Source organism: Nocardiopsis sp. TNDT3, assembly GCF_003427465.1.
Taxonomy (GTDB): Bacteria; Actinomycetota; Actinomycetes; order Streptosporangiales; family Streptosporangiaceae; genus Nocardiopsis; species Nocardiopsis dassonvillei.
In genome coordinates, this window is record NZ_QPFC01000191.1 from 1 (window position 1) to 11,244 (window position 11,244).

9 protein-coding genes are annotated in these 11,244 nt (G+C 73.2%); 4 read left to right on the forward strand and 5 right to left on the reverse strand.

Annotation, left to right across the window (positions count from 1 at the left end):
- Positions 1-275: CrcB family protein (locus DQW06_RS05180; protein ID WP_198662383.1), on the forward strand; the 275-nt coding region annotated here is incomplete at its 5' end.
- Positions 272-649, forward strand: a complete 378-nt coding sequence (gene crcB / locus DQW06_RS05185; RefSeq protein ID WP_013151130.1) for a fluoride efflux transporter CrcB — start codon at positions 272-274, stop codon at positions 647-649. The genes DQW06_RS05180 and crcB, both read left to right, overlap by 4 nt.
- A gap of 10 nt (positions 650-659) precedes the next feature.
- Here crcB and DQW06_RS05190 read toward each other — a convergent pair whose 3' ends face one another.
- The 3 genes from DQW06_RS05190 to DQW06_RS05200 form a co-directional block, all read right to left on the reverse strand.
- Complete coding sequence (locus DQW06_RS05190; protein WP_013151129.1) at positions 660-1,031, reverse strand: septum formation initiator family protein; 372 nt, start codon at positions 1,029-1,031, stop codon at positions 660-662.
- A gap of 141 nt (positions 1,032-1,172) precedes the next feature.
- Positions 1,173-2,456: a phosphopyruvate hydratase gene (gene eno, locus DQW06_RS05195; protein ID WP_013151128.1), complete on the reverse strand. Its 1,284-nt coding sequence runs from the start codon at positions 2,454-2,456 to the stop codon at positions 1,173-1,175.
- 104 nt (positions 2,457-2,560) lie between these two features.
- A complete protein-coding gene (locus DQW06_RS05200; protein ID WP_013151127.1) occupies positions 2,561-3,118 on the reverse strand; it encodes a TetR/AcrR family transcriptional regulator in 558 nt (185 codons plus the stop codon).
- Between the two features lie 150 nt (positions 3,119-3,268).
- Here DQW06_RS05200 and DQW06_RS05205 point away from each other — a divergent pair, with 150 nt between their 5' ends.
- On the forward strand, positions 3,269-4,471 hold the full coding sequence (locus DQW06_RS05205; RefSeq protein ID WP_071621268.1) for an FAD-dependent monooxygenase: 1,203 nt from the start codon (positions 3,269-3,271) through the stop codon (positions 4,469-4,471).
- A 147-nt stretch (positions 4,472-4,618) separates the two neighbouring features.
- Here DQW06_RS05205 and DQW06_RS05210 read toward each other — a convergent pair whose 3' ends face one another.
- Complete coding sequence (locus DQW06_RS05210; protein ID WP_049800335.1) at positions 4,619-5,317, reverse strand: MazG family protein; 699 nt, start codon at positions 5,315-5,317, stop codon at positions 4,619-4,621.
- 128 nt (positions 5,318-5,445) lie between these two features.
- Positions 5,446-7,029 carry an adenylyl-sulfate kinase gene (gene cysC / locus DQW06_RS05215; RefSeq protein WP_117198056.1) on the reverse strand — a complete coding sequence of 528 codons (1,584 nt, stop codon included), beginning with the start codon at positions 7,027-7,029 and terminating at the stop codon, positions 5,446-5,448.
- 322 nt (positions 7,030-7,351) lie between these two features.
- Here cysC and mfd point away from each other — a divergent pair, with 322 nt between their 5' ends.
- The gene (gene mfd / locus DQW06_RS05220) at positions 7,352-10,957 is read left to right on the forward strand and encodes a transcription-repair coupling factor (RefSeq protein WP_117198057.1); all 3,606 of its coding nucleotides are present in this window, start codon (positions 7,352-7,354) and stop codon (positions 10,955-10,957) included.
- Positions 10,958-11,244: the final 287 nt, after the last annotated feature.

The following is an 11,244-nucleotide window of genomic DNA, read 5'->3' on the forward strand; positions in this document are numbered from 1 at the left end:
GCTCGGTGCTCATCGGCGTCCTGGTCGCGGCCGCCGCCGGGCCCCGGCCCGCGCCGCCCTGGGTCAGGCAGCTGCTCGGCACCGGCTTCCTGGGCGGGTTCACCACCTACTCGGCCCACGTCCTGGACACGGGGGCGCTGGCGGCCTCCGGACGGGTCGCCGAGGCCGCGGCCTACATGGCGCTCACGCTGGTCGGGGCGGTGGCCGGGACCGCCCTGGGCGCGTGGGCCACGGGGCGCGCGGTCCGCGCGCTGGTCCGTAGGAGGCGGCCGTGAACTGGGATGTGTGGCTCGTCGGTCTGGGCGGCGGCGCGGGCGCGGCCCTGCGCTACCTGGTGGACCGGGCCGTCTCGCGCGCGGTCGGCACGGGGCTGCCCTGGGGCACGTTCACCGTGAACGTCGCGGGCACCCTGCTGCTGGGGCTGCTGGTCGGCGCGGCGGGGGCGGCGGCGCTCCCCCCGCGGCTGTGGGCCCTGCTCTCCGTCGGGTTGTGCGGCGCGCTGACCACGTACTCGACCTTCTCCCACGAGGTCCTCTCCCTGGCCCGGGAGGGGCGTGTCCCGGCCGCCGCCGGCTACGCGGCCCTGACCGGGGGCTGCGCGCTGGCCGCACTGGCGGCGGGGGCGTGGGCCGCGGGCGCCCTGCTCTGAGGGCGCGGGCTCAGAGCCCGTCGTCGGGCGGCGGGCTGTCGGCCTCCTCCACCGAGCGCCACAGGGTGGTGAACCAGGGCTCGCTGGGGCCGGTGTCGTCCTCGTCCTCGTCCTCGGAGTCGGGCGGGATGACGATGTAGGCGGTCTCGCCGGGGTACTGGTAGTGCAGCCGGACGCGGGCCTCGCGCTCCACATAGGCGTCCTGGGTCATCTCCTCCTCGCGCTGGCGCAGGTCCTGCACGCTCTGCTCCATGCGCGCGCGCTCCTCGCGGAGTTCGGCGAGCTGGGCGCGCTGGGCGATGTACTCGCGCAGCGGGTAGGCCAGGCTGAGCGCGATCACGCACACCACGAGCGCGAGGATGGCCGCGCGGCTGGTGAGCATGGGCCGCACCCGGGGGGTGCGGCCCGTGCCCGTGCCCGAGGACCCCGTCTTCCGGGCAGGGCCGCGCCCTGGCCTGTCGGCTTTGGCCGCCTTCTTGGCCTTTGGACGCTGCTGCTCGGATTCGCGGGGCACTGGGGCAGACTAGCCGCGCGCGGCGAAGCGCGGGAAGGCCGACACGCCCGCGTACACGGCGGCGTCGTCGAGTTCCTCCTCGATACGCAGCAGCTGGTTGTACTTGGCGACCCGCTCGCTGCGAGCCGGGGCGCCGGTCTTGATCTGCCCGGCGTTGGTGGCCACCGCGATGTCGGCGATGGTGGTGTCCTCGGTCTCGCCGGAGCGGTGGCTGATCATGGCCGTGTAACCGCTGCGCTGGGCGAGGGAGACCGCGTCCAGCGTCTCGGTGAGGGTGCCGATCTGGTTGACCTTCACCAGCAGCGAGTTGGCGGTGTCGGCCAGGATGCCGCGCTGGAGCCGCTCGGGGTTGGTGACGAACAGGTCGTCGCCCACGAGCTGCACCTTGTCGCCCAGCTGGGCGGTGAGCTTCTTCCAGCCCTCCCAGTCCTCCTCGTCGAGGGGGTCCTCGATCGAGACGAGCGGGTAGGCCTCCACCAGCTCGGCGTAGTAGGCGGCCATCTCCTCCGAGGAGCGGGCCTTGCCCTCGAAGGTGTACACGCCGTCGCTGAAGAACTCGCTGGCGGCCACGTCCAGGGCGAGCGCGATGTCGGTGCCCGGGGTGTAGCCCGCCTTCTCGATGGCCTCCACGATCAGGTCGAGGGCGGCGCGGTTGCTGTCCAGGTTGGGGGCGAAGCCGCCCTCGTCGCCCACGCCGGTGGCCAGGCCGTGGGCCTTGAGGACCGACTTGAGGGCGTGGTAGACCTCGGTGCCCCAGCGGACGGCCTCGGAGAAGGTGGGAGCGCCGATCGGCGCGACCATGAACTCCTGGATGTCGACGTTGCTGTCGGCGTGCGCGCCGCCGTTGAGGATGTTCATCATCGGCACCGGCAGCACGTGCGCGTTGGGGCCGCCGATGTAGCGGAACAGGGGCAGCCCGGCCTCGGCCGCGGCGGCCCTGGCCACGGCCAGGGAGGCGCCCAGGATGGCGTTGGCGCCGATCCGGGACTTGTCCGGGGTGCCGTCCAGGTCGATGAGCGCGCGGTCGATGATGCGCTGCTCGTCGGGGGCGTGGCCGAGCAGCTCGTCGGCGATCTCGTCGTTGACGGCCGTGACGGCCTTGGTCACGCCCTTGCCGCCGTAGCGGTCACCGCCGTCGCGCAGCTCGACGGCCTCGAACTGGCCGGTGGAGGCGCCGCTGGGGACGCCCGCGCGCGCGATGGTTCCGTCGTCGAGCAGAACCTCGACCTCGACTGTCGGGTTGCCCCGGGAGTCAAGGATCTCCCGCGCCTGTACTGCCTCGATGGACGCCACGGTCTCTCTCCGTCTCTTGGGGTTTCTCGGACCACTGGTTCAGGACCCGACACGAGACTAGCGACCCCGCACCGGGGAGGAAGCGCGCACCCGGCGGAATTGGTCTAGTCCATATCGGACATGCCCGACTCCAGGGCGGCCATGGCGATGTCGATGGCGCGTTCGCGGTGGTCGGCGGCCTCCTCGGGGGAGAACATGACCGAGAGGTCCTGGATGCCGCCGAGGGCGATCACGGCGCCCATCCGGGCGGGCACGCCGCCCTCGGGCCCCACGAGGAGGGCGTCCAGGCGTCGGCGCCAGGAGATGACGGATTCGACCAGCCCCACGTCGGCCAGCGCGCCCAGGTCGTTGAGGACGGCGAGCAGCAGGGCGCTGTGGCGCACGCAGACGTCGAAGTAGTCGCCCAGCAGCGCGCGCGGGTCGTCGGCCCCGCCACGGCCGCCGTACCTGGCGAAGAGCGCCTCCATGTCCTCGCCCAGGGGCCTGACCAGTGACGTGAGCAGGTCGTTCTTGGAGGGGAAGTGGTAGTACAGCGCGGCCTTGGTGATGTCCAGGCGCTCGGCTATCTCGCGCAGGCTGGTCTTCTCGAACCCCTTGCGGGCGAACAGCTCCAGGGCCACCGCCCGGATCTGCGCCTTGGTGTCGCTCCGCGCTCTGGGCACCCGTGTCACTCCCGTTCCCTCGCCACCCGGTCAGCCGAGTCTAACTCCGACCTTCCGGCCAGTAGTTTACTTGTCGATCGGTAAGTTACTTTACGCACGGTAAGTAGAGTTCTAGCGTGGTGGCAACGGCACCCGAAGGAGCGAGAACCCATGACCGCCGTACGCAACGTCCTGATCTCCGGCGCGGGCATCGCCGGGCCGACCCTCGCCCACTGGCTCCACCACCACGGCATCGAGGCCACCGTCGTCGAACGCGCCCCCGCGCCCCGCACCGGCGGCTACGCCATCGACGTGCGCGGCACGGCCCTGGACGTCGCCGAGCGCATGGGGGTGCTCGACGGCGTCCGGGCCTCGGCCACCGAGATGTCCAGGGCCACGACCGTGGACGCCCGCGGCAGGCGCACGGGCGGCTTCGAGGCGAGTTCGGTCACCGCCGACGGCCGCTCCGCCGAACTGCTGCGCGGCGACCTGGTCCGCCTGGTCCACGCGCCGACCACCGCGTACACCGAGTACCTCTACGGGGACTCCGTCACCGCGATCGAACAGGAGCCGGACGGGGTCCGCGTGACCTTCGAGCGGTCCAGGCCGCGCGTGTTCGACCTCGTCGTGGGGGCGGACGGCCTGCACTCCACGACCCGGCGGCTCGCGTTCGGCCCGGAGGCCCCCCACCGCCGCTTCCTGGGCAGCTACATCAGCATCTTCACGGTGCCCAACCACCCGGGGCTGGACCGCGAGGCCGTGCTGTTCAACACCCCGGGGCGGCTCGTGGCCATGTACCATACGCCCCGCGCGCGGGGGGCCAAGGCCATGCTGGCGCTGTCCGCGCGCGAGGAGAACGGCGTCGACCGCAGGCCGCCCGGACAGCAGAGGGAGTTCCTGCGCCGCGCCTTCGCCGGGCACGGGTGGGAGGCCGACCGGATCCTGGAGGCGATGGAGCGGGCCCCGGACTTCTACTTCGACTCCGTCGCCCAGATCCGCATGGACCGCTGGTCGACCGGGCGCGTGACCCTGCTCGGCGACGCCGGGTACTGCCCCTCCCCCATGTCGGGGCAGGGCAGCAGCCTGGCCGTGGTCGGCGCCCACGTCCTGGCACGGGAACTCGCCCGCCACGACGACCACCGCGCGGCGCTGGCCGCCTACGAGGCCCGGATGAGGCCGTTCGTGGCGGCCAACCAGGACATCGCCGACCGGGGCCAGGCGTTCCTGCTCCCGCGCACCCGACCGGCGCTGCTGGCACGCGGCCTCCTGCTCCGGCTGGCCCCGCTGCTGTCCTCCCTCGGCGGTTTCGACAACAGGCTGTCACGGGCGTCGGAGGCCCTGGAGCTGGACGCCCCCGCACCCGCCGGGGCCTGACCCGGACCGGCGACCAGCGGATCCACCCGCCCCCTTCGCCGTGGTCTCGTACCCACAGCGGGGTCCGGGCGCCGGCACCGGCCGCAAGCAGGAGATCAGCGCAGGCCAGGGCACCCGCTTCACACCGGCCGCACTACGGCCGGCCCGTCAGGCCTCGCCCGCCTTGTCCCAGTAGGTCCGCCACTCCCTCTCGGACAGCTCGCGGGGCTCCCTGCCGTCCGCGCGGGCGGCGTCCTCGGCGGCGCGCACACGCGCGTCGAACCGGCGGGCCGCCGCCCTCAGGTCGCTCTCGGCGTCGCGGCCCCGACCGCGTTCGGCCGCCACCGCCGAGAACAGCTCCCCGCCCTCGGCCCCGTCGTCGCCGACCAGGTCGGCGGGGAAGCCGTTGCGCACCGCCCGCCTCTGCAACTCGTCGGCCAGCAGCACCGCGGGCTGGGCGAACGGCACCCCGTCCAGGACCGAGTTGCGCCCGTCACCGCCCGCCGCCCTGGCCTTCTCCGCCCGCTCGGCGGCCTTGATGGCCTCCCAGTTGGACCCCACCTCGTCGGCGCCCGACACCTCGACCCCGCCGAACACGTGCGGGTGGCGACGGGTCATCTTGTCGATGATGGCGTCGGCGACGTCGTCCACCGTGAACCGCGCCGGGTCCCCCTCGGGCCGCTCGGCGGCGACCGCCGCGTGGAAGACCACCTGGAGCAGCACGTCGCCCAACTCCTCGCGCAGCAGCGCGAAGTCGCCCTCCTCGATGGTCTCCAGGGTCTCGTAGGCCTCCTGGATGAGGTACTTGGCCAGCGACCCGTGGGTCTGGTCGCGGTCCCACGGGCACTCCCGGCGCAGGGTGTCCATCACCTCGACCAGGCGCAGCACCCGGTGCCCGACCGGCGGGCCACCGTCCCTGCCGCCCTGTGCGTCCCGCACGTCCCGGGGGTCTCGGGGGTCGTTCAACTCTCGTCCTCCACTGTTCGCGCCGCGGTTCAGCCGTCGTGCTCGGGCAGCCAGCCGCCCGCGCGCAGGGCCGACAGCACCCTGGCCACGGACTCGGCCGGGTCCACGCTCTCGGTGTCCACCACCAGGTCGGCGTCGTCCGGTTCCTCGTAGGGGTCGGAGATCCCGGTGAACTCGGGGATCTCCCCCGCCCGCGCCTTGGCGTACAGGCCCTTGCGGTCGCGGGCCTCGCACACCTCCAGCGGGGTCGCCACGTGCACCAGGAAGAAGTCGCCGAACTCCTCCACCATCGCGCGCACCTCCGCCCTCCCCTTGGCGTAGGGGGCGATCGGCGCGCACACGGTGACCCCGCCGTGCCGGGTGATCTCCGAGGCCACGTAGCCGATCCGGCGGATGTTGAGCTCCCGGTGCTCGCGAGAGAAGGTCAACCCGCTGGAGAGCATGCGCCGCACCACGTCGCCGTCCAGCAGGGTCACCGGGCGCCCCGACCTGCGGATGCCGTCGCACACCCCCCGGGCGATCGTGGACTTGCCCGAGCCGGACAGACCCGTGAACAGCACGGTCAGGCCCCTGGAGGTGCGGGCCGGGCGCAGCCGCGCCAGCTCCGCGCCCACCCGGGCCGGGGTGAACCACGAGGGCAGCTCGCGCCCGTGCGCCAGCTCCGTCTCCACCTGCTCGTCGGTCAGCTCGACCCGCGCGGACGCCGGGTCGGTCCGGGTCATGGGCAGCCACAGCCCGTCGGAGGAGTGGTAGCGCCACGGTTCGGGGTCCAGCACGGTCAGGGGCGGGCGCAGGGCCATCAACCGCTCGACGTCGGGGCCGTCCCCACCGGTCACCGCCAGCATGTGGGTGGCGCCGTAGGACGCGGCCACGTGCGCGGCCAGACCCACCTGGCGCGGCCCCCACGGCCCGCCGAACAGGCCCCGGGCGCGGTCGGCGCTCCTGGGCAGCGTGCACACCACGAAGGAGGTGCGCGCGGGCAGCAGGGGCCCGGCGGCCAGCACCGCCGTGGCCATGCCCTCGTCCTCCAGACCGGTGTCGACGATCACCAGCACGTCGGCGCGCCCGCCCTCGCCGTGGACCAGGCCCAGCGCGTCGGCCTCGGCCCGGATCTGGTGCAGGGCGCGGTGGTGCAGCGGCCGGTCGGTGACCACGGCCAGCAGGGGGCGCTCGGAGGGCTCCAGCTCGCGCTGGGCCCGCACCTCCGCGGGCGAGGGCCGCAGCTCGCGCAGCACGCCGTAGGTGGGCGGGCGCAGCAGGGTCACGGAACCGGCCAGGAGGTGGCGGCCCCCCGCGTCACGCCAGTGCTCGGTGACGTCGAGCCCGGCCAGCGGCGCGCCCTCCGGGTCGGAGAGGGTCAGGTGGTCGGCTCCGGACAGCTCCTCGGGCACCTCCAGCGTGACCGGAACCGGCCAGGGACGCCCGTCGGGCAGACGGCCGTCCCGCTCCACCGACACCGCCTCGTCCCGCGTCATGAAACCGGGCAGCGGGTAGGCGCCGTTGAGGATCAGCTCCAGGTGGGCGAGCCCGTCCGGACCTGGTGCGAAGACCGGGGCGTCCGGGCTCCCGACACCGCCCTGCGGCGCACTCCCACGCCTGTTGGCACTCACCACGCGCTTCCTCTCCTCGGGCGGTCCGGCAAACGCGTCCAGCGTATGCCGCGGGCGCGGGGCGACCCGCCCTCGCACCGTGTCAGACGGAATAGAAGCAGCTCGGAGACGGTTCTACCCGGTGCGCCGCCGCCCGCGCCACCAGGCCGGGGACGCGGGCGGCACGGGGCAGCCCCGTGTCGCCGGTTGTCCACACCCCGCCCGCGCCGGACCGCCGGACTCGATAGTCTGAGAGGTGCCGGGCGTCCACTCACGCAGCCGCCTTCTTCCCGTGCAGGCCGCGACCATCACCGCCTGATCCGGACCACTTCCACTTTCTGGTGCTATGAGCCTCATTGGACTTCTCGCCGACGTCTCCAGGGACCCGGCACTGCACAGCGCGATCGAGGCCGCCCGAGGCGGCCGCGATCCCCACCTCGACCTCGTCGCCCCGGCGGCGCTGCGCCCCTTCATGGTGGGGGCGCTGGCCGCCGCCGCCCCCGTGGGCGCGCAGCGGCCCGTGCTCGCCGTCACCGCCACCGAGCGCGAGGCCTCCGACCTGGCCGACGCCCTCGGCTGCCTGCTGCCCGAGGACTCGGTGGCCCTCTTCCCCGCGTGGGAGACGCTGCCCCACGAGCGGCTCTCCCCGCGCTCGGACACCGTCGGCCAGCGGCTGGCCGTCCTGCGCCGCCTGGCCCACCCCGACCCCTCCGACCCGCTGACCACCCCGCTGCGCGTGGTCGTGGCCCCGGTGCGCAGCGTCCTGCAACCGCTGGTGTCCGGGCTGGGCGACCTGGAGCCGGTGCGCATCCGCCCCGGCGACGAGGTGCCGCTGGAGGAGGTCGTCCAGGCCCTGGCCAACACCGGTTACGCCCGGGTGGACCTGGTCGAGAAGCGCGGCGACATGGCCGTGCGCGGCGGCATCCTGGACGTGTTCCCGCCCACCGAGGAGCACCCGCTGCGGCTGGAGTTCTGGGGCGACACCGTCGAGGACGTCCGCTACTTCCAGGTCGCCGACCAGCGTTCCATCGAGTCCGGCGGCGGCGATGACCCGCGTACCAGCGCCTCCTCCGGGCTGTTCGCGCCGCCGTGCCGCGAACTGCTGCTCACCGACACCGTGCGCGGGCGCGCGCGGGCGCTGGCCGAGGAGCACCCCTCCCTGGCCGAGATCCTGCACAAGATCGCCGACGGCGTCGCCGTGGAGGGCATGGAGGCCTTCGCGCCCGTGCTCGCCGAGCGCATGGAGCCGTTCCTGGCCCACCTGCCCGAGGGCGCGATGGTGGTGGGCTGCGACCCCGAACGCATCCGCACCCGCGCGGTGGAGCTGGAGGCCACCAGCGCCGAGTTCCTGGACGCGTCGTGGATCAACGCCGCCTCCGGCGGCGAGGCGCCCATCGACCTGGGCGAGTCCGCCTACATGTCCATCTCCGAGCTGCGCTCCACCGCCGCCGAGCTGGGCCTGCCCTGGTGGGGACTGACCCCGTTCGCCGCGGACGAGCAGGGCGGCGCGGCCGAGGAGGACGACGCCGTCGTCGTCGGCGCGGTGCCCTCCGAGTCCTACCGGGGCGACACCGAGCGCGCGCTGGCCGACATCAAGGGATGGCTGCACGACAACTGGAGCGTCGTCCTGGTCACCCAGGGACACGGCCCCGCCGAGCGCCTGGTCGCGATGCTGCGCGACGCCGGGCTGGGCGCCTCCCTGTCCGCTGACCTGACCGAGCGGCCCAAACCGGCGGTCGCCACCGTCACCACCGGCCTGGTCGACCACGGGTTCCTGCTGCGGTCGGTGCGCACGGTGGTGCTCACCGAGACCGACCTGGCCGGACAGAAGTCCTCCACCCGGGACATGCGGCGCATGCCCAGCAGGCGGCGCGGCACCGTCGACCCGCTCCAGCTCAAGCCCGGCGACTACGTCGTGCACGAACAGCACGGTGTGGGCCGCTACCTGGAGATGGTCAGCCGCCAGGTGCAGGGCGCCACCCGCGAGTACCTGCTCATCGAGTACGCGCCCTCCAAGCGCGGACAGCCGGGCGACCGCCTGTTCGTGCCCACCGAGCAGCTGGGCGAGGTCACCCGGTACGTGGGCGGCGAGGCGCCCACCCTGTCCAAGATGGGCGGCGCCGAGTGGAGCAAGGCCAAGAGCCGCGCCCGCAAGGTGGTCCGCGAGATCGCGGGCGACCTCATCCGGCTGTACTCGGCGCGCCAGGCCTCCCCCGGGCACGCCTTCGGCCCCGACACCCCGTGGCAGCGCGAACTGGAGGACGCGTTCCCCTACGTGGAGACGCCCGACCAGCTCGCCGCCATCGACGAGGTCAAGAAGGACATGTCCAGGTCGGTCCCGATGGACCGGCTGATCTGCGGCGACGTCGGCTACGGCAAGACCGAGGTGGCCGTGCGCGCCGCCTTCAAGGCCGTGCAGGACGGCAAGCAGGTCGCCCTGCTGGTGCCCACCACGCTGCTGGTGCAGCAGCACCTGTCCACGTTCACCGAGCGCTACGCCTCCTTCCCGGTCACCGTCAAACCGATGTCGCGGTTCCAGACCGACGGCGAGGTGGAGGCCACCCGCGAGGGGCTGCGATCCGGCGAGGTGGACGTGGTCATCGGCACGCACCGGCTGCTGTCCTCGGAGACCCGCTTCAAGGACCTGGGCCTGGTCATCATCGACGAGGAGCAGCGCTTCGGCGTGGAGCACAAGGAGGCGCTCAAGCGGCTGCGCACCCAGGTGGACGTGCTGGCGATGTCGGCCACCCCCATCCCGCGCACCCTGGAGATGGGCCTGACCGGCATCCGCGAGATGACCACGATCCTCACCCCGCCCGAGGAGCGCCACCCGGTGCTCACCTTCGTGGGCCCCTACGAGGACAAGCAGATCACCGCCGCGATCCGCCGCGAGCTGATGCGCGAGGGACAGGTGTTCTTCGTGCACAACCGGGTGGCGTCCATCGACAAGGTGGCGGCGAGCATCCAGCGCCTGGTGCCCGAGGCCCGGGTGGCGTACGCGCACGGCCAGATGAACGAGCAGCAGCTCGAGAAGGTGATGGTCGACTTCTGGGAGAAGAACTTCGACGTGCTGGTCTCCACCACCATCGTCGAGTCAGGCCTGGACGTGCCCAACGCCAACACCCTGATCATCGACCGCGCCGACACCTACGGCCTGTCGCAGCTGCACCAGCTGCGCGGCCGGGTGGGCCGCGGGCGCGAGCGCGCCTACGCCTACTTCCTCTACCCGCCGGAGAGGCCGCTGACCGAGACCGCCTACGAGCGGCTGGCCACCGTGGCACAGCACACCGAGACCGGCGCGGGCATGTACGTGGCCATGAAGGACCTGGAGATCCGGGGCGCGGGCAACATCCTGGGCGCCGAGCAGTCCGGGACCATCGCGGGCGTGGGCTTCGACCTGTACGTGCGCATGGTCGGCGAGGCCGTGGCCGAGCTCAAGGGCGACCCGGACGCGGCCGAGGAGGTCGAGACCAAGGTCGAACTGCCCATCAACGCCTACATCCCGCACGACTACGTGCCGGGCGAGCGGCTGCGGTTGCAGTCCTACAAGCGCATCGCCAGCGTCACCAGCGAGGAGGACATCCTCGCCGCCTACGAGGAGCTCACCGACCGCTACGGCACCCCGCCCGAGCAGGTGGACAACCTCATGGCGGTGGCCCGGTTCCGGGTGCTGGCCAAGTCCGCGGGCCTGTCGGACGTGGTGATGCAGGGCAACCAGATCCGCTTCGCCCCGGTGGAGCTGCGCGAGTCGCAGGAGCTGCGGCTGCGGCGCCTGTACCCCAAGACGATCCACAAGGAGACGACCCGGACCCTGCTGGTGCCGGTGCCCAAGTCCGGCGGCCTGGGCGGCAGGCCCCTGCGGGACCTGGAGCTGCTCAAGTGGTGCACCGACCTGGTCAACTCCATCTTCGAACCGCAGAAGAGGAAGCCCGCGCCCAAGGAGAACGCCTAGGACCGTCGCGAACGGGTTCGCGGCACCAGGGGCTGTGCCCACGCGCCCGGGCAGGCCCCGGGCACGGAGCGGGCCCGGCGGCCGGAGCCGGTGCAGGACTTCGGCGGCTACCGTGGCCGGCCCCTCCCCGCCCGCGGACAGCCGCCCCTCAGCGCTGCGGGGTGTCGACACCGTCGGGTTCGGCCTCGTAGGTGATCCCGTACATCTCCTCGGACTCCTCGTCCTCGGCGGGCCGGCGGCGCCACCAGCGCCCGCCCTCGGCCCGCCTGGCCCTGCGCTCCGCGCGC

Coding starts and splice junctions, on each gene's coding strand:
- DQW06_RS05190 (WP_013151129.1), bottom strand. CDS start 1,031: ATGCTCACCAGCCGCGCGGCCATCCTCGCGCTCGTGGTGTGCGTGATC.
- DQW06_RS05205 (WP_071621268.1), top strand. CDS start 3,269: ATGACCGCCGTACGCAACGTCCTGATCTCCGGCGCGGGCATCGCCGGG.
- DQW06_RS05210 (WP_049800335.1), bottom strand. CDS start 5,317: ATGGACACCCTGCGCCGGGAGTGCCCGTGGGACCGCGACCAGACCCAC.
- mfd (WP_117198057.1), top strand. CDS start 7,352: ATGAGCCTCATTGGACTTCTCGCCGACGTCTCCAGGGACCCGGCACTG.